General features: G+C 65.2%; 20 protein-coding genes. 12 read left to right on the forward strand and 8 right to left on the reverse strand.

The genetic code is table 11. The features are described from left to right. The first annotated feature begins 254 nt into the window (after nt 1–254). The 4 genes from mepA to modC all read left to right on the forward strand — a co-directional run bounded on the left by mepA (nt 255) and on the right by modC (nt 3,567). Entirely contained in the window at nt 255–1,199 is a 945-nt protein-coding gene (gene mepA / locus XI05_RS22500) for a penicillin-insensitive murein endopeptidase (protein ID WP_260381802.1), read from the forward strand. Between the two features lie 186 nt (nt 1,200–1,385). Then, on the forward strand, nt 1,386–2,165 hold the full coding sequence (gene modA, locus XI05_RS22505) for a molybdate ABC transporter substrate-binding protein (protein ID WP_271505696.1): 780 nt from the start codon (nt 1,386–1,388) through the stop codon (nt 2,163–2,165). A gap of 41 nt (nt 2,166–2,206) precedes the next feature. Further along, nucleotides 2,207–2,902 carry a molybdate ABC transporter permease subunit gene (modB, locus tag XI05_RS22510; protein WP_271505699.1) on the forward strand — a complete coding sequence of 232 codons (696 nt, stop codon included), beginning with the start codon at nt 2,207–2,209 and terminating at the stop codon, nt 2,900–2,902. Between the two features lie 2 nt (nt 2,903–2,904). After that, nucleotides 2,905–3,567: a molybdenum ABC transporter ATP-binding protein gene (modC, locus tag XI05_RS22515; RefSeq protein ID WP_271505701.1), complete on the forward strand. Its 663-nt coding sequence runs from the start codon at nt 2,905–2,907 to the stop codon at nt 3,565–3,567. Between the two features lie 235 nt (nt 3,568–3,802). Here the strand turns inward: modC and XI05_RS22520 are convergent, their stop codons facing one another. Further along, the gene (locus XI05_RS22520) at nt 3,803–5,596 is read right to left on the reverse strand and encodes a potassium/proton antiporter (protein ID WP_212259422.1); all 1,794 of its coding nucleotides are present in this window, start codon (nt 5,594–5,596) and stop codon (nt 3,803–3,805) included. Nucleotides 5,597–5,786: 190 nt separating this feature from the next. Between XI05_RS22520 and XI05_RS22525 the strand changes: the two genes are divergently transcribed. The 4 genes from XI05_RS22525 (at nt 5,787) to XI05_RS22540 (ending at nt 9,655) form a co-directional block, all read left to right on the forward strand. After that, on the forward strand, nt 5,787–7,103 hold the full coding sequence (locus XI05_RS22525; RefSeq protein WP_271505704.1) for a mechanosensitive ion channel family protein: 1,317 nt from the start codon (nt 5,787–5,789) through the stop codon (nt 7,101–7,103). 120 nt (nt 7,104–7,223) lie between these two features. Then, entirely contained in the window at nt 7,224–8,042 is an 819-nt protein-coding gene (map, locus tag XI05_RS22530) for a type I methionyl aminopeptidase (RefSeq protein ID WP_271505707.1), read from the forward strand. 83 nt (nt 8,043–8,125) lie between these two features. Next, a complete protein-coding gene (gene radC, locus XI05_RS22535; protein ID WP_271505709.1) occupies nt 8,126–8,839 on the forward strand; it encodes a RadC family protein in 714 nt (237 codons plus the stop codon). A 27-nt stretch (nt 8,840–8,866) separates the two neighbouring features. Next, the gene (locus tag XI05_RS22540; protein WP_271505712.1) at nt 8,867–9,655 is read left to right on the forward strand and encodes a bestrophin-like domain; all 789 of its coding nucleotides are present in this window, start codon (nt 8,867–8,869) and stop codon (nt 9,653–9,655) included. 209 nt (nt 9,656–9,864) lie between these two features. On the opposite strand, the gene XI05_RS22545 is transcribed toward XI05_RS22540, so the two are convergent. Continuing rightward, nucleotides 9,865–10,569, reverse strand: coding sequence for a tetratricopeptide repeat protein (locus XI05_RS22545; protein ID WP_271505714.1), 705 nt, complete (start codon nt 10,567–10,569; stop codon nt 9,865–9,867). Nucleotides 10,570–10,667: 98 nt separating this feature from the next. Next, on the reverse strand, nt 10,668–11,042 hold the full coding sequence (locus XI05_RS22550) for a hypothetical protein (RefSeq protein ID WP_271505716.1): 375 nt from the start codon (nt 11,040–11,042) through the stop codon (nt 10,668–10,670). 253 nt (nt 11,043–11,295) lie between these two features. Between XI05_RS22550 and XI05_RS22555 the strand changes: the two genes are divergently transcribed. Next, entirely contained in the window at nt 11,296–12,690 is a 1,395-nt protein-coding gene (locus tag XI05_RS22555; protein ID WP_271505717.1) for a peptidoglycan-binding protein, read from the forward strand. Between the two features lie 192 nt (nt 12,691–12,882). On the opposite strand, the gene XI05_RS22560 is transcribed toward XI05_RS22555, so the two are convergent. From XI05_RS22560 to XI05_RS22580, 5 genes are all read right to left on the reverse strand, one after another. After that, nucleotides 12,883–13,575, reverse strand: coding sequence for an AprI/Inh family metalloprotease inhibitor (locus XI05_RS22560; RefSeq protein WP_271505719.1), 693 nt, complete (start codon nt 13,573–13,575; stop codon nt 12,883–12,885). After that, complete coding sequence (locus XI05_RS22565) at nt 13,575–14,564, reverse strand: 2-hydroxyacid dehydrogenase (protein ID WP_271505721.1); 990 nt, start codon at nt 14,562–14,564, stop codon at nt 13,575–13,577. Before XI05_RS22565 ends, XI05_RS22560 begins: the two co-directional genes overlap by 1 nt. Then, entirely contained in the window at nt 14,564–15,382 is an 819-nt protein-coding gene (locus XI05_RS22570) for an ABC transporter permease (RefSeq protein ID WP_271505724.1), read from the reverse strand. The genes XI05_RS22565 and XI05_RS22570 overlap by 1 nt, the downstream gene beginning before the upstream one ends. After that, complete coding sequence (locus XI05_RS22575; RefSeq protein WP_271505727.1) at nt 15,379–16,194, reverse strand: ABC transporter ATP-binding protein; 816 nt, start codon at nt 16,192–16,194, stop codon at nt 15,379–15,381. Before XI05_RS22575 ends, XI05_RS22570 begins: the two co-directional genes overlap by 4 nt. 206 nt (nt 16,195–16,400) lie before the next feature. Continuing rightward, entirely contained in the window at nt 16,401–17,423 is a 1,023-nt protein-coding gene (locus XI05_RS22580; RefSeq protein WP_172786632.1) for an ABC transporter substrate-binding protein, read from the reverse strand. A gap of 153 nt (nt 17,424–17,576) precedes the next feature. On the opposite strand from XI05_RS22580, the gene XI05_RS22585 reads away from it, so the two are divergent. The 3 genes from XI05_RS22585 to XI05_RS22595 all read left to right on the forward strand — a co-directional run bounded on the left by XI05_RS22585 (nt 17,577) and on the right by XI05_RS22595 (nt 21,156). Further along, a complete protein-coding gene (locus tag XI05_RS22585; protein WP_271505729.1) occupies nt 17,577–18,383 on the forward strand; it encodes a creatininase family protein in 807 nt (268 codons plus the stop codon). Nucleotides 18,384–18,522: 139 nt separating this feature from the next. Then, nucleotides 18,523–18,786: a hypothetical protein gene (locus tag XI05_RS22590; protein ID WP_036045494.1), complete on the forward strand. Its 264-nt coding sequence runs from the start codon at nt 18,523–18,525 to the stop codon at nt 18,784–18,786. 399 nt (nt 18,787–19,185) lie between these two features. Next, nucleotides 19,186–21,156 carry a carbohydrate porin gene (locus XI05_RS22595; protein ID WP_271505732.1) on the forward strand — a complete coding sequence of 657 codons (1,971 nt, stop codon included), beginning with the start codon at nt 19,186–19,188 and terminating at the stop codon, nt 21,154–21,156. Nucleotides 21,157–21,172: the final 16 nt, after the last annotated feature.

The raw sequence follows: 21,172 nt of genomic DNA on the forward strand, positions 1-21,172 counted from the left end.
GCGCCGCAATCAATGAGCGATCGGGCGCAAAATTGCGCGCGCGCCTGAATCCGTTCCGAAATCGTGCGCGATTGCATGCCAGGCGCAAGTATTCCCCGCGCAACGCACGAATTTTGGTCAATGCAGGATACGGTTATTGGACCGTTAAGAAACGGCGGGTCGAGACGCGATTCGGGCGAGCTGCGGTGAGCCGGCGGCGGGCTCAGCGCCTCGTTCTTAACCCTGGTGCAGCATTGGGCTATAAGAGCGTCAGCATGAGTCGCCGCGGCATCACCCTCCTCCTGCTCTCGTTCGTCTGCCTGGGCGCCGGTAGCGCGCTGGCCCAGGACAAGGGCAGCATCACCCCGAAGCCGCTGCCGCCGCTCGCCAATCCCAACGACCCCGATCTCGCCGCGAAGGAACTGTTCGCGCGCAAGCTGCTGCCGTCGAAGGGGCCGACCCATGTCATCGGCTCCTACACCAAGGGCTGCATCGGCGGCGCAGAGCAGATGCCGGTCAACGGCGATCACTGGCAGGTGATGCGGCTGTCGCGGAATCGCAGCTACGGTCATCCCGACATGATCGCGCTGATCAGGCGGCTCGCCGCCAAAGCGCACAAGGACGCAGGCTGGCCCGGCATCCTGGTCGGCGACATCGCGCAGCCGCGCGGCGGGCCGGCGCTGTCGGGCCATGCCAGCCACCAGATCGGTCTCGACGCCGACATCTGGCTGACGCCGATGCCGGACCGCCGGCTCTCGCGCGAGGAGCGCGAGGAGATGTCGGCGGTGATGATGGTGCGCCCGGACCGGCTCGACATCGACCCCAAGGTGTTCACACCAGGCCACGTGCTGGTGCTGCGCGACGCGGCGCGGGAGCCCGGCGTGCAGCGCATCTTCGTCAACGCCGCGATCAAGAAGGCATTGTGCCGCGAGGCCAAGGGCGATCGCGCCTGGCTGTCGAAGATCCGCCCCTGGTGGGGTCACGACTACCACTTCCACATTCGCATGCGCTGCCCGGCGGGGGCCGGCGAATGCGAGGGCCAGCCGTCACAGGCCGAGGACGAAGGCTGCAAGCCCGCCGATCTCGCCTACTGGTTCTCCGACGCGGTGCTGCACCCCAAGCCGCCGCCCGAGCCGCCCAAGCCGAAGCCGCCGATGACGCTCGCGCAGATGCCGGCAGCCTGTAAGGCGGTGCTGCATGCAGGCGACGCGAAGCCGTAGCGGGCCCGGCCAAACGTCGCCTTTGACCTGTTCCGCCAGCCTGTTATGCTGCGGTTTGCGACAAGCCACGGACCGTAAGTCCGCCTGGCTTTTCGGAACTGCGCTTCCGCCGGTCGCCCTTCTAATTCAATTGACGCCGTCCTTGCGTGCGCTTGCGTACGTCTCGACGTGCATGGAGCGCTCCTGATGTCCCGCCCTTCGGTGTTCTTGTCTGCCCTCATCTTGCTCGTGTCCTGCTCTTTCGCCCAAGCATCTGACAAGACCATCACCGTGTTCGCCGCCGCCTCGATGAAGAACGCGCTCGACGAGATCGACGCCGCCTACACCGCCAGGACCGGCGTCAAGTTCAGCGTCAGCTACGCCGCAAGCTCGGTGCTGGCCAAGCAGATCGAGCAGGGCGCGCCGGCCGACGTGTTCGTCTCCGCCGACACCGACTGGATGGATTACGCGATCTCCAAGAGGACCATCAGCGAGCCGTCACGCGTCAACCTGCTCGGCAACAGCATCGTGCTGATCGCGCCGAAGGATTCCAAGATCGACCGCGTGACCATCGCGCAAGGCTTCGATCTCGCCAAGCTCGCCGGCGGCGGCAGGATCGCGACCGGCGACGTCAGGTCGGTACCGGCAGGCAAATATGCCAAGGCGGCGCTGGAAAAGCTCGGGGCCTGGCAGGCCGCGGAGCCGAAATTCGCCATGGCCGAGAGCGTGCGCGCGGCGCTGACGCTGGTCGCCCGCGGCGAGGCCAATCTCGGCATCGTCTATTCCACCGACGCCATGGTCGAGCCGGGCGTGAAGATCGTCGGCACCTTTCCGGCGGATTCGCATCCTGCGATCATCTATCCGGTCGCGGCGACCAGCATCGCCAAGCCGGAGACGAACAACTATCTCGCCTTCCTGCGCTCGACGGCGGCCAAGACCATTTTGGAAAAATACGGCTTCAAGTTCCTGATCAGCCCGACGACCTGATTCTTGCAAACCTGATTTCTGCGACCCGATATGACGACTTGATGTTCGAGATCTCTGCCGCCGAATGGACGGCGATCCTGCTTTCGCTCAGGGTCGCCGTCATCGCCACGCTGGTCGCGACGCCGTTCGGCATCGCGCTGGCGTGGCTGCTCGCGCGACGCGAATTCTGGGGCAAGTCGATACTGGACGCCTTGGTGCACCTGCCGCTGGTGCTGCCGCCCGTGGTCACCGGCTATCTGCTGCTGCTCAGCTTCGGCCGCAGAGGTCTCATTGGCGGCTTTCTCGCCGACCATCTCGGCATCGTCTTCGCGTTCCGCTGGACCGGTGCTGCGCTCGCCTGCGGCGTGATGGCGTTTCCGCTTCTCGTCCGCCCGATGCGGCTGTCGATCGAGGCGATCGATCGCCGGCTCGAGCAGGCCGCCGAGACGCTCGGCGCAGCGCCGTGGAAAGTGTTCTTCACGGTGACGCTGCCGCTGGCGCTGCCGGGCGTGCTCGCCGGCATGGTGCTGGGCTTTGCCAAGGCGATCGGCGAGTTCGGCGCCACCATCACCTTCGTCTCCAACATTCCCGGCGAGACCCAGACGATTTCGTCGGCGATCTATTCGCTGATCCAGACGCCCGACGGCGATGCCGCTGCGGGAAGGCTCGTGATCGTCTCGATCGTGCTCGCGATCGGCGCGCTGATCGCGGCCGAATGGTTCGCCCGCCGCGCCACGCAGCGGCTGCACGGGAATTGACCATGCTGCGCGTCGACGTCGAAAAACAGCTCGGCGAATTCTCGCTCTCCGCATCCTTCAGCAGCGAGGGGCGCGTCATCGGGCTGTTCGGCGCCTCGGGCGCCGGCAAGAGCTCGCTGGTCAACATGATCGCCGGGCTGCTGCGGCCCGATCGCGGCACCATCGCGATCGACGGCGAGACCGTCGACGACACCGCCGCCGGCATTCACGTGCCCACTTACCGCCGCCGCATCGGCTACGTGTTCCAGGATGCGCGGCTGTTTCCGCATCTGAGCGTGGCGCAGAACCTCGACTATGGGCGGCGCATGAACGGACTTGCGCCCGATCCGGCGCAGCACAAGCGCATCATCGAGTTGCTCGACATCGGCGCGCTCAGGGATCGCCGTCCCGGGAAGCTGTCCGGCGGCGAGCGCCAGCGCGTCGCGCTCGGCCGCGCGCTGCTGTCGAAGCCGCGCCTGTTGCTGCTCGACGAGCCGCTCGGCGCGCTCGACGAGGGCCGCAAGCTCGAGATCCTGCCCTATCTCGTGCGGCTGCGCGACGAAGCCAATGTGCCCATGGTCTATGTCAGCCACGACGTCGCCGAGCTGCGCCAGCTCGCGACGCAGATCGTGATGCTGAAGCAGGGGCGGGTCACGTCATTGGGCGGGGTGAAGGTGCTGACGTGAGGGCCCGTGGCCCATCCCCGTCATTGCGAGCGTAGCGAAGCAATCCAGAGACTATCTGCGGCGGCAGTCTGGATTGCTTCGTCGCAAGAGCTCCTCGCAATGACGCGTCCTCGGCTGGCTTTGTCCTGCCCCACCTTCGTAGGGTGGGCAAAGGCGCGCTCCTCGCGCGCCGTGCCCACGTCTTGCCTGCTGGTGGGCACGGCGCAAGGGCGCCTTTGCCCACCCTACGGCAGCGTCAGACCCCCGCCACCGAGGACCACAGCTCGGCGAGTTTCTTCCGCAGCGCCTGGGTGCGTGTCGGCGGCGGCGGCGTCTCGTCATCCTCCGGCAGGCGCAGGCCGACGACGTTGACGCGGCCGCCGGAGATGCTGCGGGCGACCAGCACGATCTCGTCCAGCGCGAGCTCGGCGCCCTCCTTCGGCGCGCGATCGAGATGGACGTCGAAATAATCGGCGAGCGTGAGCTTGCTCTCGTCCTCGCTCACCTTGACGCCGTAGATCTCGGCGAGCTCGGCGAGCGTGTGCTCGCCGGAGACCATGAAGTCGCCGAGCAGATGCGGATCGGGCGCGGTGCTCGGCTGCATGTCGACGAAGAAGCGGTCGAGCGACTCGGCCTTTTCCGGCGGCGCCAGCAGATAGATGTAGTCGCCCGGCGCGATCGGGTCGGCTTCCGTCGGCGTCAGGATGTTCTCGTTGCGGATGACGAGCGTCGGCTTGGACCAGGACGGGATCAGGCCGCGGCGGAAATACAGGCTCTTGGGCCGCACCGGATAGCCGACCAGCTGCTGCTCGAGCTGGCCGGGCAGATCGAGCTCGACGCGGCGCGGGCCGCGCTCGGCGCGCGGCAGCGCCACGTGCAGCTTGCGGGCAGCCGGCGCCAGGGTCCAGCCCTGCAGCAGGAGCGAGATGATGACGACGACGAAGGCGACGTCGAAATAGAGATAGGCCTTGGACAGGCCGACCAGCATCGGGATCGAGGCCAGGAAGATCGCGACCGCGCCGCGCAGGCCGGTCCAGGCGATGAAGATCTTCTCGCGCCAGTTGAAGCGGAACGGCGACAGGCACACGAACACCGCGAGCGGCCGCGCCACCAGCATCAGGACGAGCGCGACGGCGACCGCCGGCAGCACGCTGGCCCCCAGCCGGCTCGGCGAGACCAGAAGGCCGAGCAGCACGAACATCACGATCTGAGCCAGCCAGGTCGCGGCGTCCAGGAAGGTCACCACCGAATTATGCGCGCGGGTCGGCCGGTTGCCGATGATGATGCCGGCGAGATAGACGGCGAGGAAGCCGGAGGCGTGCATGATCTGCGAGCCGCCGAAGATCACGAGCGCGCCCGTGGTCACGAAGGGCGCATGCAGGCCCTGCGGCAGGGCGACCTTGTTGAGCGCGATGACGACGAGGCGGCCGCCGAACACGCCGACGACGGCGCCCAGCGCCGCCTCCAGCACGAACTCCATCAGCACGTGGCCGGCCGAGCTCGAGCCGACCGAGATGTATTCCACCAGCATCAAAGTGAGGAAGATCGCGAAGGGATCGTTGGTGCCGGATTCCGCCTCCAGCGTCGCGCCGACGCGCGGGCGCAGGCGCAGGCCCTGGGTGTGCACCAGGAGGAACACGGCGGCCGCGTCGGTCGAGGCCACCACGGCGCCCACCAGCAGCGACTCCGCCCAGTTGAGGTCGAGCGTGTATTTGGCGAACGGCGCCGTGACCAGCGCGGTCAGCAGCACGCCGACGGTCGCGAGCACGAGGGACGGGGCGAGCACGGTGCGGATGCTGGCAAAGCGCGTGCGCAGGCCGCCGTCGAACAGGATCAGGGCGAGCGCGACGGAGCCGACCAGATAGGTGGTGCGGACGTCGTCGAACTGGAGCTGACCGGGGCCGGAATCGCCGGCGAGCATGCCGATGACCAGGAAGACGAGCAGCAAGGGCGCGCCGAAGCGCAGCGCAAGCAGGCTCGAGAGGATGCCGGCCATGACGAGGACGGCGCCGAGCAATATGGCGAGACTGACGGAGTCGAGGGAAGCCATCCACCTTCCGGGTAAAAAATCGCTGGAATTTCATCCTTATCGTCGGCGGACTCGCGCGCCAACCCATTTTCGCTCTTCGCGGCAATCTGCCCGTATTTTACGGCCTTAACGCGCATCACTTCACGGTGTATCGATGGCCCGGCCGCGCCCTGCCCTCGAATCAATTCCTGCCCGCTTGCCGACGAGACCGATGGACATGGACCTCAAAGACTTCATGGAGTTCGTGCAGACCACCGCACGCAGCGTCGGGGCGGAAATCTCCTCACCCTGGTTCTACCTGCAATTCGGCCTCATCCTGGCAGCGGCCGGCATCGCCTATGCCGCGGAGGCCGGCATTCGCAGCCGTGTCGACCTGGCCTCGCTGGCGATGCGCTGGCCGCTGCCGCTGCGACACTTCGTTCGGGTGATGGTCGCCAGCGCCTCGACGGCGGTGTTCACGCTGCTCGTGATCGTCTCGCGCGTGGTGATGTATCACGCGACCTGGCCGAGCCGCTCCTATCTCCTGATGGTCGCAGCCAAGCTGGGGTTCGCCTGGCTGGTGATCCGGCTCGTGACCTCGGTGCTGCGCAACGCCTTCATCGTCAAGCTGGTGTCGATCACGGCCTGGTTCGTCGCCGCGCTCTCCATCGTCGGCCAGCTCGATGCGACGGTCGACCTACTGGATTCCTTCGCCATCGTGCTCGGCGGCCTCAGGCTGACCCCGCTCCTGGCGCTCAAGGCCGGCGCGCTGCTGCTGATCGCGCTCTGGCTCACCAACATCGCCAGCAATTTCGCCGAGAGCCGGATCAACTCGACCACCGACCTGACGCCGTCGGTGCAGGTGCTGCTGGTCAAGATCATCCGCATCGGGCTGCTCACGGTCGCGATCGTGATCGCGCTCGGCGCGGTCGGGATCGACCTGTCGGCACTCGCGGTGTTCTCCGGCGCGGTCGGCGTCGGTATCGGTATCGGCCTGCAGAAGATCGTGGCCAACTTCATCTCGGGGATCATCCTGCTCGCCGACAAATCGGTGAAGCCGGGCGACCTCGTCACCATCGGGGACAATACCGGGCGGATCAGCGCGATGAAGACGCGCTATATTTCCGTCGCCGCCGGCGACGGCCGCGAATTCCTGGTGCCGAACGAGGATCTGGTGACGCAGAAGGTCGTCAACTGGACCTATACCGACAAGAACACGCTGGTGAAGATCGCCTTCGGCACCAATTACGACGCCGACCCGAAATTGGTCTGCAAGCTCGCCGCCGAGACCGCGGAAGCCCATCCGCGCGCGCAAAAAGGCAAGCCGCCGACCTGTCTCCTGACCGAGTTCGCGGAAGCCGGGATGAAGTTCTCGCTGACCTTCTGGATCGCCGACCCCGACGGCATGGACAAGGTCAAGAGCGACGTGATGCTGGAGCTGTGGGACGCCTTCAAGCGCGAGGGCATCCGGGTTCCCTATCCCGTCCGCGAAATCCGCATCCGCGGCGGCGCCCTGCCGGTGGAAACCGCCGTAGAAGTCCCGAATTAGGTCACTTTCGCCTCCGAGGCTGGCCCCTCGGCTTGCATGAAGCCTGCCAATCATTAAATTGGGGCCTGAAATCAAGCCTTTCCACCGACATCGAGATCAGCCCGAGAAGACCTGACACGCATGAGCTACGTCGACGCCACCGAGACCTCCCTGCGCAAGACCGGACAGATCAAGCTGCACGGGCCCGCCGCCTTTGCCGGCATGCGCAAGGCCGGCGCGCTGGTGGCCAAGTGCCTGGACGAGCTCACCGACATCGTCGGGCCCGGCGTGCCGACCTCCAGAATTGACGAATTCGTCCGCGACTTCGCCTTCGACCATGGCGCCTATCCGGCGACGCTGATGTATCGCGGCTACCGCTACTCGACCTGCACCTCGCTCAACCACGTGGTCTGCCACGGCATGCCCGGCGACCGTCCGCTGAAGGAGGGCGACATCGTCAACATCGACGTCACCTTCATCGTCGACGGCTGGTATGGCGATTCCAGCCGGATGTATGCGATCGGCCCAATCGCGCGCAAGGCCGAGCGGCTGATCGAGGTGACCTATGAAGCGATGATGCGCGGCATCGCCGCGGTGAAGCCCGGCGCCACCACCGGCGACATCGGGCATGCCATCCAGAGCTTCGTCGAGCCGCAGGGCATGAGCGTGGTGCGCGACTTCTGCGGCCATGGCCTCGGCCGCATGTTCCACGACGAGCCGAACATCATCCATATCGGCCGGCCAGGCGAAGGCGTGCAGCTCAAGCCCGGCATGTTCTTCACCATCGAGCCGATGATCAATCTCGGCAAGCCGCATGTGAAGATCCTCTCCGACGGCTGGACCGCGGTGACGCGCGACCGCTCACTGTCGGCGCAATTCGAGCACTCGGTCGGCGTCACCGCGACGGGTGTCGAGATCTTCACGCTGTCGGAGCGGCACGGCGAGAAGCAGATCGGGTGAGCTGGGGCGCTGTCGTATGACGCGCGGCCGCTCCCGCAATTGACGGTTGCAAAAACGCCGGTCCCCGGCAATGCTGGCGGCCGATGCCCGCCAAGCCGGACCACGACAAGAGCAAGCCTGACGAGACGCCGCACTATCTCGGCCATCGCGAGCGGCTGCGCGAGCGCTTCTACAGCGCGGGCGCGGATGCGCTGAGCGATTACGAATTGCTGGAGATGGCGCTGTTTGCCGCGCTGCCGCGGCGCGACACCAAGCCGCTGGCGAAAACGCTGATCAAGACCTTCGGCTCGTTCGCCGAGGTCGTGCATGCGCCGGTGGCGCGCCTGCGCGAGGTCGAGGGGGTCGGCGAGTCCGCGATCAACCAGCTCAAGCTGATTGCCGCGGCGGCGCATCGCGTCGCCAAGGGCGAGGTCAACAGCCGCAATGCGCTGTCGTCCTGGAACGAGGTGATCGCCTATTGCCGCACCAGCATGGCGTTTGCCGACAAGGAGCAATTTCGCCTGCTTTTCCTCGACAAGCGCAACCAGCTGATCGCCGACGAGGTGCAGCAGACCGGCACGGTCGACCACACTCCAGTCTATCCGCGCGAGGTGATCAAGCGCGCGCTGGAATTATCGGCGACCGCGCTAATCCTGGTGCACAACCACCCCAGCGGCGATCCCTCGCCCTCGCAGGCCGACATCCAGATGACGAAGGCGATCATCGACATCGCAAAACCGCTGGGGATTGCCGTGCATGATCACATCATCGTCGGCAAGAACGGGCATGCGAGTTTGCGCGGACTGCGGCTGATCTAGAGTCTCAAATCAGATGACAAGGGAACGATGAGCGACTGGCTGCACAATCTGCCGGTGCCCTTCATGGCGCTGGTGATCTTCGGATTCACCTATCTTCTGGCCGCGGCGATCTTCGCAGGCATCGCGCTTGTCGCAACGGAGGAGCGTGCCAAATCGCTCAAAGCGATCTCGCCGGGCATGCTGCCCGTGCTCGGCATCATCTTCGGCCTGTTCGTCGCCTTCACCGCAGCGCAGGTCTGGGGTGACAGCGATCGCGCCAGTGCCGCGGTAAGCCGCGAGGCCAGTGCGCTGCGCAGCGCCGTGCTGCTGGCTGGCGGCCTGCCGGCGGAGCAGGAGACGAAGCTGCGCGGCCTGGTGCGCGACTATGTCGGGCAGGCTGTCGCGGTGGAATGGCCGATGATGGCGCATCAGGAGGCATCGCTGAAAGTGACGCCGCCGGCGCTCGCCGATGCCCTGCAGCTCGTCATCACGATGACGCCGCAAGGCACGGGGCAGGCGAATGTGCAACGCGAGCTCATCGCCGCGCTGGAGCAGGCGCTGGATGCGCGGCGGCAGCGGATCATCGTCAGCCTCGCCGCGTTCAATCCCGTCAAATGGTGGTGCCTGTACCTCCAAGCCGCCTGCGCATTGCTGGTGATCGGCCTCGTTCATTGCGACAACCGGCTGGGATCGGCGATCGCGATGGGCCTGTTCGCGACGGGGGTGGCCACCTCCGTCCTGCTAATTGCCGCACACGACCGGCCATTCGCCGGTCAGGTCTCGATCAAGCCGGAGCCGCTGCTGCAGATCATGCCGGAGGCAGCAGCGAAGACCTAGACGGAGGCGCACTCCCTCTCCCGCTTGCCGGAGAGGGTCGGGGAGAGGATGTTTCCGCAATGGGACAATCCCCAAGAGGAAAAAGCCCTCACCCGGCGCGCGGGACGATGCTTCGCATCGCCCGGACGCGCCGACCTCTCCCGCAAGCGGGAGAGGTGAACCGAGACCGCGGCATTGATCAACCTAAAGCCATTCCGCTTGAGGCCAGATCAGAACATCTGGCTTTTGGCTGCTTTCAAGTGCTCTTCTGCGGCCGTGATGCCGGCGAATGCCTTGAGCGTCAGAGCGGTCGGTTGCGGCTTCCATTCGGCAACCATTTTCTCGGCCTTCTCGAGCTCCAGCTTGGACAACATGGAAGCCATCTCGTTGACATTCCTGGCCGGCGCCACCTTCGAGAGCTTGAAATAGGCATACGACAGCGACAGATCCCTCGGCGTGCCCTTTCCTGCAGAATATGCGCGGGACAGGCTGAAGAGGGCGCTAGGGAGGCCCTGGTCGCCTGCCAGCCTCCACCATTTCAGCGCTTCTTCTGAATTGCCTTGCCGGTCGTACATGAGAGCGACATCGTGCTGGGCACGCGCGTAACCGGCCTTGGCGGACACAAGCTTGTATTTCAATGCTTGATCCGGATCGGTTGCGACGACGCCCACGCCCTGCCCGTCATAATAACAGCCGAGCTTATAGGCGCCGAGCGGATCGTTGGCCGCGGCCGATTTTTGAAACCACTCGAATGCCTGGCTGCGATCCTGCGGTGTGCCGATGCCGTTATTGTGCATCATGCCGACATGATATTGCGCCTCCGCATCTCCGCGATTGGCCAACGCCACCATCGCATTGAAGGTGCGGGTGTCATTCGCGCTGGCGGGCATCGCGAATAGCAGAAGGCACGAAAAGGCCAGGGCAACGAATTTCATGTCAAAGCCCGATCGAGTTTGAACCATTCCGTCTTGGTCGCTCAAGACGTAGAAAAAGTTCGAAATCAGCGATCCTTGGCCCGCCCGAGCCGATCCCGTCACGGCTCCACCCAGCGCTGCACCGCCTCGGCGGTGTCGGCGGGCGTGGTGTTGAAGCAGATCGCGGCGTCGGGCGCGAGGCGATGGACGAGGTTGAGCACCTTCTCGAACAGCAACAGCCGCTCCTTCTGCTCGCGCAGGCCGGCGCCGATCACGATGCAGTCGAAGCGCTCGTCGCGCAGCGCCGCCGTGACGGCGGCCTCGGCGGTCGCATCGAGATCGATTAGACAGCTCGTGACCTCGAAACCGAGGCCGCGCAAACGGAGCAGCTGCGCCTCGATGTATCCGCGGACATGCTCGGGCGTGAGCTGCGGGAATGCGCTGTAGTCCGCATTGCCGGGTTCGATGCCGATCGCGAGGACGCGCTTGGCCATGCAGGACACTCCTTGCCGGACCGTCTCACCTTGCTAACGGAGGGATGGCCGCGCCGGTTCCCGGAGCGGTGGCGGCCTCTCCATGGTTCAACCGAGATTTCCCGCCCAAGCTGTAAGCCATTTCACATGCGCCGCGCCGATGACCTGCCAGACTTTCTGGCAGATCACGCTGGAGCCAGGCACCGATCACGACGCCGGCTCACTCTGGTTTGCACGGCAAGTCGATCATTCAATCAATTTGCGGGAGCGGAAGATGATCTCATTCGAGAGTTTCAAGAACGAATACGAGCGGAATTGGGCCGGTCTCGAAATCCGGCCGGCACGCCTTGCCGAGGCGAATGCCATCGCCCGCAAGGCGCTCAACGGCAAGGCGACCTATCAGCAGATCGAGCGGCTGACCGGCGTGCCCTGGTACTTCACCGCGCTGTGCCACTACCGTGAATCCAACTTCGATTTCGACACCTATCTGGGCAACGGCGAAACGCTTCATCGCACAACGACGATCGTTCCGAAGGGGCGCGGCCCGTTCGCCACCTTCGTGGACGGCGCCGTGGACGCGTTCAGAATCGAGAACTTCATCGGTTCGCGGGATTGGGGCATCGCGCGGATGCTGTTCCGGCTCGAAGCGTTCAACGGCTTCGGCTATCATTCCAAGGGCGTCAATTCGCCCTATCTCTATGGCGGCTCGACCCTGTACGGCCCGCCGGAAGCAAGAGCCGGAAAATTCGTCCGCGACCATGTGTTCGATCCCGGTCATGTCGATGCCCAGCTCGGCACGGCGGTGATCCTGCATGCCATGATGGCGCTGGATTCGTCGATCGCGCTCGACGACGGCCCGCAATTCGCCGGTCGCACCGAGCCCGAGGATGAGGTGGCCTCGACGGTCATTCTGATGCAGCAGGCGCTGAACAAGCTCGGCGCCAATCCGCCGCTCGCCGAGGACGGCATCAGCGGACCGAAGACCAGGGCCGCCGTCTCGCTGTTTCAGCAGCAGAACGGCCTGAGGGACACCGGGCTGCTCGACGCTGCCACGGTCGCCGCCATCACGCGCGCGATGCAGCAGCCGGGCCCGGCCGGGCAGAACGGCGACCTCTCGCAGATCCTGAAGCGGCTGGAAGATCTCACACAAGTGCTGCGACCGCCGGCAAGCGGCGGGACGCTGCCGGCGATCGTGCCGAGCAACACATTGCCTGCCACCAACGATCCCGTCAGCCTGTTCGAACGGCTGTTCTCCCTCATCAACAGGACAGCACCCATGCCCGGACCCGTCGCCCCGATGAGCCCCGCCCCCGTCGATCAGCTGAAACAGGTCGTCGATTTGCTCAGCACCCTGCTCAACAACGGCGGCGGCAAGCCGATGCTCGGCCAGGTCAATGGCGCGCTCGGCGAGACCATCGGCAAGCTGCTCGACGGCAAGAAGACCGCGCTCGGCATCGGCGGCTCGCTGATCACCGCCCTGCTCTCCTCGGTGACGGCAAGCCCGAATGCGGGAGGCCTTGCCGGGCTGCTCGGAACCATCGTGTCTGCCGTGCCCGGCCTTGGCCAGTTCGCAATGCCGATCTCGCTCGCGCTCGCCGTCTGGGGCGTGCTCGGCAAGATGGAGAAATGGGCGCAAGGCACCGCGCCGCCGCCGAAGGTGACGACGTAGGGACGCAGGGAGATCGGGCTCGGGATGCTTCTCCAGGAGAAGGTGCGCTCCCTCCCCCGCTTGCGGGGGAGGGCTGGGGAGAGGGTGTCTCCACAATCGAGAACCCCCTAGAGGAGAAAGCCCTGACCCGCGCCTTCGGCGCGACCTCTCCCGCAAGCGGGAGAGGTGACCGAGCTCGCATCGAGCAAATGCCTACTGGCGCAGCATGATCAGGGGATCGGCGGTGTCGGGGACACGGCGCCACTGGGCGTTGTCGTCGGCCTCGAACTGCCAGGCGTCGCCTGATTTCGACATCAGGATGATCTGGCCGCGCTCGAGCCGCCATTGCGTCGGGTTGAACTGCGCGATCGCGGCGTCGCATCTCGGCTTGAGGAAGACCTGGAAATTGTCCGGGCCCGCTTCGGTGTTGGTCAGCGTCAGCCCGCAGATCGGCTGGCCGTTGCCGCGCACCATCGACCAGTCGCCGATCATCTGGTCCATCGACTTCGCCATCGAGCGCGCGGCGGCGAGATCCTGCAGGATGTAGACGCCCTCGCCCTGGCGCAGGCCCTCGAAGATGCCGGCCTCGACCTCGGTGAAATCGATCACGGCTTCGCCGGTCGCATCCTGCAGGCGCACGATGTCGAGGCCCTTCACGCTCCAGGCGACGATGTCCTTGGTGAAGGGCAGCGCGGTCTTGCAGGCCGGCTCCAGCTCCAGCTTGAAGCCCTGGCCAGCGGCGTCACCCCTCAGCGTGACGACGCAGGTCTTGCTGCGCTCGGTGGTCGAGAGCTCCCACTGTCCGGGCATCTGCTTCTTCAGGCTCGTCGCATCCTGCGCACGCGCGATGCCGGTCGCGGCCACAAAGGCCGCGACGGCAAATGCGAGAAGGCGACGAGCGATCATCAGCGCCCCCCGACCGGCGTTTCCGCAACCGGCGTCAGCGGCGCCTTGCCGGCGAACCAGGACTTGAGATTGTCGACCACGAGCTGGTCCATGGCGTTGCGCGTCACCACCGAGGCCGAGCCGATATGCGGCAGCAGCACGACGTTCTGCATGGACTTGAGCTCGTCGGGCACGTTCGGCTCGGCCGCGAACACGTCGAGGCCGGCGGCGAGAATGGTGCCGGATTTCAGCGCCTGGATCAGCGCGGGCTCGTCGACCACCGAGCCGCGCGCGACGTTGACCAGCACGCCGCGCGGGCCGAGCGCCTTGAGCACCTCGGCATTGATCATCTTTTCGGTCGAGGCACCGCCCGGCACGATCACCATCAGCGTATCGACAGCTTTCGCCATCTCGATCAGATCAGGGTAGTGCTTGTAGGCGACGTCCTTGGAGGGGTTGCGCGAGTGGTAGACCACCGGCACCAGCGAGGCATCGAGCCGGCGCGCGATGGCCTGACCGATTCGGCCCATGCCGACGATGCCGACCTTGCGGTCGCGCAGCGAGCCGACGCTGAGCGGATAGTTCTGGGTCTGCCACAGCCCGGAGCGGACATAGCGGTCGGCCTTGATGAACTCGCGCAAGGTCGAGATCAGAAGGCCCATCGCAACGTCGGCGACCTCCTCGGTCAAGACGTCGGGCGTGTTGGTGACGACGATGTTGTGCTCGGCGGCATATTTGGCGTCGATGTGGTCGTAGCCGACACCGAAGCTCGCCACCATTTCCAGCTTCGGCAGCTGCGACAGCGAATTCTTGTCCGCGCGCACGGTATGGTAGGTCACCGCGACGCCGCGGATCCTGTCGCGGACCGCCGGCGTCAGGCGCTCGAGATCGCCGCGCGTCTCCGCCTTGTGCACGACGAAATGATCGGAAAAGCCGTTCTCGAGGATCGGCCGCACCGGCCCATAGATCAGAAGGTCGATCTTTTCGGACGAAATCGAACCGGCAGCCATCAGTTTTCCTTTCCAAGCGCGCTCTCATGCCAGCGCCGTAAAACGAGGTGGGAAACTAGCGCCAGCACCCCATAGATGACAATCCCGGCCAGCGACAACAGAAGCAGGCTTGCGAACATGCGGGGTATGTTCAAGCGATAGCCCGATTCGGCGATCCTGTAGGCGAGCCCGGAGCCGGCGCCGGCCGTTCCGGCCGCGATCTCGGCCACGACGGCGCCGATCAGCGACAGGCCGCCGGCGATGCGCAGGCCGCCGAGGATATAGGGCAGCGCCGCCGGCAGCTTGAGGAAACGCAGGGTTTGCGGCCTTGATGCGCCATAGAGCTGGAACAAGCCGGCCAAATTGCGGTCCACCGAGTTCAGCCCGAGCGTGGTGTTCGACAGCACCGGGAAGAATGCGACGATGAAGGCGCAGACGACCACCGCGGTCTGCTGCTCCAGATAGATCAGCAAGAGCGGCGCGATCGCGATCACAGGCGTCACCTGGAGCACGATGGCATAGGGGAACAGCGAATATTCCACCCATTTCGACTGGTTGAACAGCAGCGCCAGCGCGATGCCGCCGATGCTGGCGGCGACAAAACCTTCGAGCGTGGTTGCAAGCGTGGTCGCCAGCGATTGCGACAGCACCGCCCAGTCCTTGATCAGCGTCAGCACGATGACTGAGGGCGCCGGCAGCACGTAGGGCGGGATCTCCTTGATGCGGACCACGAGTTCCCAGGCAAGGAGGCCGGCCGCGAAGACGATGACCGGCAGCACGAAGCGCATCGCGCGTTGCGCGCCAGAGGATTTTGCCGGCACGGGAGCTTGCGCGCTCATAGCGTCGACCGCTCCGAATAGGACGGCGCCAGCGCGGCGGACACGCGTCGGCAATAGTCGGAATAGGCCGCCGAGGTGCGAAACTCCTCAGCCCGCGGCTCGACCGTCTCGATGCGGATGTCGGCCTGGATGCGGCCGGGCCGCGCCGTCATGACCACGACGCGCTGCGACAGATAGACGGATTCGAACACCGAATGGGTGACGAAGATGACGGTCTTGCGCAGGGACCGCCACAGCGCCAGCAGATCGTTGTTGAGGCGGAAGCGCGTGATCTCGTCGAGCGCGGCGAACGGCTCGTCCATGAGGAGGATATCGGGATCGGTGACGAGCGCGCGCGCCAGCGACACCCGCATCTTCATGCCGCCGGAGAGCTCGCGCGGAAAGGCATCGGCGAAATCGGCAAGGCCGACACTCGCCAGTGCCGCGTCGGCACGCGCGCGCCCTTCCGCCTTCGGCACGCCGCCGAGCTTCAGCGGCAGCCGCACGTTCTCACGGACGTTGGCCCAGGGCATCAGGGTGGGCTCCTGGAACACGAAGCCGATGCCGTGACCCGGCTGCGGCACGCCCTCGTGCCGTGCCACCCGCACCGTGCCCGACGACGGCGCGCTGAGCTCGGCGATCAGCCGCAACACCGTCGATTTGCCGCAGCCGGACGGGCCCAGCAGCGAGATGAACTCGCCCTTGCGGACCGCAAGATCGAACGGGCCGAGCGCCATCACGCCGTTGTCGTAAGTTTTGGTCACGCCGCGCAGGCTGACGGCGAGAGCGGCCAGACTGGGCTCGACGGCGGGTGGCGTTGAGCTCGCTACCATCGATCGCTGGTCTTTGTGAGGCTCGGTCGCGCCGCGTCTTTCAACTCTCCCCAACGGGGAGAGGTCGGCGCGCAGCGCCGGGTGAGGGGCCTCAGGTCCCACGAGAGAGCGTAACCCCTCACCCGCACCGCATCTGACGATGCGATGCGACCTCTCCCTTCGGGAGAGGTGGGCCCCAGCCGCACCGCCGTGCCTGATCTCAGCATCTACGGCTTGTTCGGGCGCAGCTCGACGCCGACGCCCTTGTTGACGAAGCGCAGCGTGTAGGATTTGCGGAAGTCGAGATCCGCCTTCACGACGCCGGCCTTGACCATCTTGTTGAAGAAGGAGGCATAGCGCTCGTCGCTCATCGCACCGATGCCGTTCTTCAAGCTGTCGCCGGAATCGACGATGCCGTGCTCTTTCATCTTGGCGACGGAATAGGCCAAGAGATCGTCGGTCATCTCCGGGTTGAGCTGCTTGATCAGGGCATTGCCGGCGGAATTGTCGCGGTAGATGTAATTGTACCAGCCGATCATGGAGGCATCGACGAAGCGCTGCACCAGGTCGGGCTTCTTCTCGACGATCTCACGGCGGGTTTCGATCAGGGTCGAATAGGTGTTGAAGCCGTAATCGGCGAGCAGCAGCACGTTGGGCTTGAAGCCGGCGGCCTTCTCCACCGCGAACGGCTCGGAGGTGACGTAACCCTGCATGGCGCTCTTGGGATTGGCGATGAAGGGCTGCGGATTGAAATTATAAGGGCGGACGTTCTTCTCGCTGAAGCCGTATTCGGACTTCAACCACTGGAAATAGCTGGTCATGCCTTCCTTGGAGACGAACAGCGTCAGCGGCTTGAGATCCTCGATCTTGGCGACCTTGGCGTCGGGCTGCGTCAGCATCACCTGCGGATCCTTCTGGAACACCGCGGCGATGCTGACGACGGGAACGTTGTTGGCGACCGCATCGAACGACATCAGCGTGTTCGCGGCCATGAAGAAATCGATCTTGCCGGCAATCAGCAGCATCCGGTTGTTCTCGTTGGGACCGCCGGGGACGATGGTGACGTCGAGACCGTATTTCTTGTAGGTGCCGTCGGCGACCGCCTGGAAGAAGCCGCCATGCTCGGCCTCGGCGACCCAGTTGGTGCCGAAGGTGACCTTGTCGAGCGTTTGGGCGCGCGCCGGCGCAAAGGAGGCGACAGCGGCCAACAAGCCTGCAATTAACGCTCGCCGCAGATGAAAGGGGGGCATGATGGCACTCCGTCGACTCTGGCTGATCCAATCGTCTCTGGTTCAAGTGAATGCAACGCGATAAAACCGCATGACATCAGGGGATGCGAGCCGGCCGGGCCCGCATCCCCTCATAGCGCAAATTACGTGACAAATTCGGGCAAGGAAACCTCGATGACGCCCTCCCGCGACTGGATCGACATCGACTGGGCTCATGCGAGCCCGGGCGAGGTGTCGCGCTGGATCGCGGTGCTGCCGCTGGCGGCAACCGAGCAGCACGGCCCGCATCTGCCACTGACGACGGACGTGCTGATCGCGGACGCTTATCTGGCCCGTGTGCGCGAGCTGTTGCCCGCGAGCATTGCGGCGAGCTTCCTCCCGGTCGAACGGGTCGGCATTTCCACCGAGCATATCGACTATCCGGGCACGCAGACGCTGCCGACCGAAATGGCGCTGAAGAAATGGACTGGGATCGGCGAGGAGGTTGCACGCCGCGGCGTGAAGAAGCTCGTCATCGTCACCAGCCATGGCGGCAATGGCGCGGCCATGATGCTGGTTGCGCAGGACCTTCGCGCGCATCAAAAGCTCTTCGTGGTGACGACGTCGTGGTCGCGGCTCTCGGGCGCGGACACATTGTTCCCGGCCGATGAAGTGCGCCACGGCATTCACGGCGGCGCGGTCGAGACCTCGATCATGCTGGCGCGCTATCCTGATCAGGTGCGCAAGGATGCGATCGCTGATTTTCCCGCGAGCAGCATCGCGATGGAGCAGCAATATCGCTGGCTGTCGACGCAGCGGCCGGCGCCGTTCGCCTGGCAGGCGCAGGATCTCAACGCCAGCGGCGCAGTCGGCAACGCGACGCTGGCTGAGCCAGCGAAGGGCGAGCAGTTGCTCGATCAAGGCGCACGCGCCTTTTGCGAGCTGCTGGGAGAGGTCGATAACTTCGACGTGAACAGGCTCGCCAAGGGGCCCCTCGGCTAGCCCGCATCCAACTGAAACCATTCGAGAAATGACGGGTTTCCGGCAGCGCCAGATGCGCTTTCGAACCGGACACGGCGTGCCTCCGTCCAACTGGGCACGCGGGCCACAACGGACCGCCTCAACCCGGATGGAGTTTCACATGTCGATCAAGACCAAGATTGCCGCCGCAGCTCTCGCTGCTCTCGCCGTCACCGGCAGCATCGCGTCCACCACCACCTCGGCCGAAGCCAAGCAGCCCGGCTGGGTCTGGGGTGTCGGCGCCGGCATCGCCACAGCCGCCGTCGTCGGCTCCGCGATCGCCGCCAGCAACGATCCCTATTACCACGGCTATCACCGCTGCGGCTGGGTCGCGCAGTACAACGCCTTCGGCCAGTACGTCGGCCGCGTTCGCACCTGCTACTGATCTGAGTACCTGAGGCCGATCTTCACGTGGATCCTGCGTCCGACACGGGCGCCTCATCCACCCCGTGTCGTGCCCCCGACCCCGCCCGGCTGTCCCCCCGGGCGGGGTCATCCTTTTTGAGCCCTGCGAAATTTGTTGCAGCCGCGTCACACAGCGGTGCGAACTCTCCTCTGCGGCCATGCGCATCAGTTGCTATTGCGAATTAATCGCAATAAGGTTTGCCGCAGGTTCAGGAACTTGGGACGAAGTCGGGGCAAATCGAGATCACTCGGCCGGTCGCCTCAGTCACTGAGGCTGATGACAGAATCGCCGCGACCCGGCAGGGATATTGCGGCGGGTGGGACACATTCGCGTTTGGGGGCGTGCGTTTTGGCGTGGAGATGTCACAAACACCGGTGCTTGCGAACGGCTGCGGCGATTGCCACGGGCGTTCTGGCTTTTCCGACTGCCGGCCGCGCGGCCGATCTGCCGCTGAAGGCGCCGGCCTTGAGAGCGGTCTATGACTGGACCGGCCTCTATATCGGCGCGCATGCCGGCTACGGCCACGGCTCGTCGCATTTTGCGCTGAACGACGGCACCGCACTCAGCGGCAGCGGCGTCTTCAGCGGCATGATCGGCGGCGTGCAGGCGGGCTACAATTACCGCCTCAACTCCGGCTGGCTGGTCGGCGTCGAAGGCGATTTTACGTTTCCCAACTACATCACGTCGAATTCGATCGTCTCGTTCCTGGCGACGCCCGCCAACACCGTCACGCAGCAATGGGACTACACCGCGAGCCTGCGCGGGCGCGTCGGCTACACCAGCGGTCCGTGGCTCGTCTATGCCACCGGCGGCTTTGCCTGGATGGGCGAACGCTATTTCGACGCGCCGGCTTCCGGCGCCGAAATCCCGAAAATCCTGAATACGCGGCCCGGCTGGACTGCCGGCGCCGGCGTCGAATACGGTTTCGCGCCGCATTGGAGCGCGCGGCTCGAATATCTCTACAGCCGCTTCGATAGTGCCAACGTCGCCTTCTCCACGGGCGCGCAATACACATCCTCGTCGCTCGACTTCCAGCAGGTCAGGCTCGGCCTCAACCGCAAGGTCGATTGGCCGGGCATGCCGGGCTATAACCCGAAGAGCTCCCTGATCGACACGGAATCGGATCGCTGGGAGATCCACGGCCAGAGCACCTATCTGCCGCAAGGCTATCCATCGTTCCCCGCGCTCTATACCGGACCGAACTCGCTGTCGCCGTCGCGACAGGCCAAGGCGACGTGGAGCAACAGCCTGTTCCTGAACGCGCGGCTGTGGGACGGCGGCGAGGTCTATTACAATCCCGAGCTGCTGCAGGGATTTGGGCTCAACGACACGGTCGGTGCGGCCGGCTTCCCGAACGGCGAAGCGCAGAAGTCGAACTTCCCCTACCCGCACTACAACACCTCGCGCCTGTTCGTGCGCCAGACCTTCGGCTTCGGCGGCGAGCAGGAAGAGCTGGCGAGCAGCCAGCTGCAGCTGGGACAGAAGGTCGACGTGTCGCGCCTCACCTTGCAGGCCGGCAAGTTCCCCGTGGTCGACGTGTTCGACGGCAATGCCTATGCCAAGGACACCCGCAGGGATTTCATGAACTGGTCGCTCTGGGCGCCCGGCGCCTTCGACTATTCCGCCGACAAGGTCGGTCTCACCTACGGCGTCACCGCCGAGCTCAACCAGAAGCAATGGGCGCTCCGCGGCGGCTATTTCCTGATGGTGTCGGAATCCAATTCGAATCATTTCGACACCAGGGTCGGCGAGCGCGGCCAGTACGTGCTCGAACTCGAGACGCGCTTCTCGCTGCTGGGCCAGCCCGGCAAGCTCAGGACCATCGGCTGGGTCGACAGCGCCAATATGGGCAGCTTCCGCGAGACGCTGAACAATCCCGCGCTCAATCTCGACATCGCGCAGACCCGGCGCGGACGCCTGAAGTACGGCTATGTGCTCAACCTCGAGCAGGCGATCACCGACGATGTCGGGCTGTTCGGCCGCTGGAGCTGGAACGACGGCCGGTTCGAAACGCTGGCCTTCACCGACATTCATCGCAGCCTGTCCGCGGGCTTGTCGATCAAGGGCACGAGATGGGGCCGGCCGGACGACGTGATCGGCGTCGGCGGCGCGATCAACGCGATCTCGCAGGATTATCGCGACTTCCTAGCCGCCGGCGGCCTCGGTGTCCTCGTCGGCGACGGCGCGCTGAACTACCGCAAGGAACGCATCCTCGAAACCTACTACGCCTATGCGGTGAACAAGAACATCACCCTCACCGCCGACTATCAGCTCATCGTCAACCCGGCCTACAACGCGGACCGCGGACCGGTGTCGGTGTTTTCGGGACGGCTGCACGGGGAGTTCTGAGCTGTGGCTCAGGCGA

Origin of the sequence: Bradyrhizobium sp. CCBAU 11357 (genome assembly GCF_028128865.1) — a bacterium.
Lineage (GTDB): Bacteria > Pseudomonadota > Alphaproteobacteria > Rhizobiales > Xanthobacteraceae > Bradyrhizobium.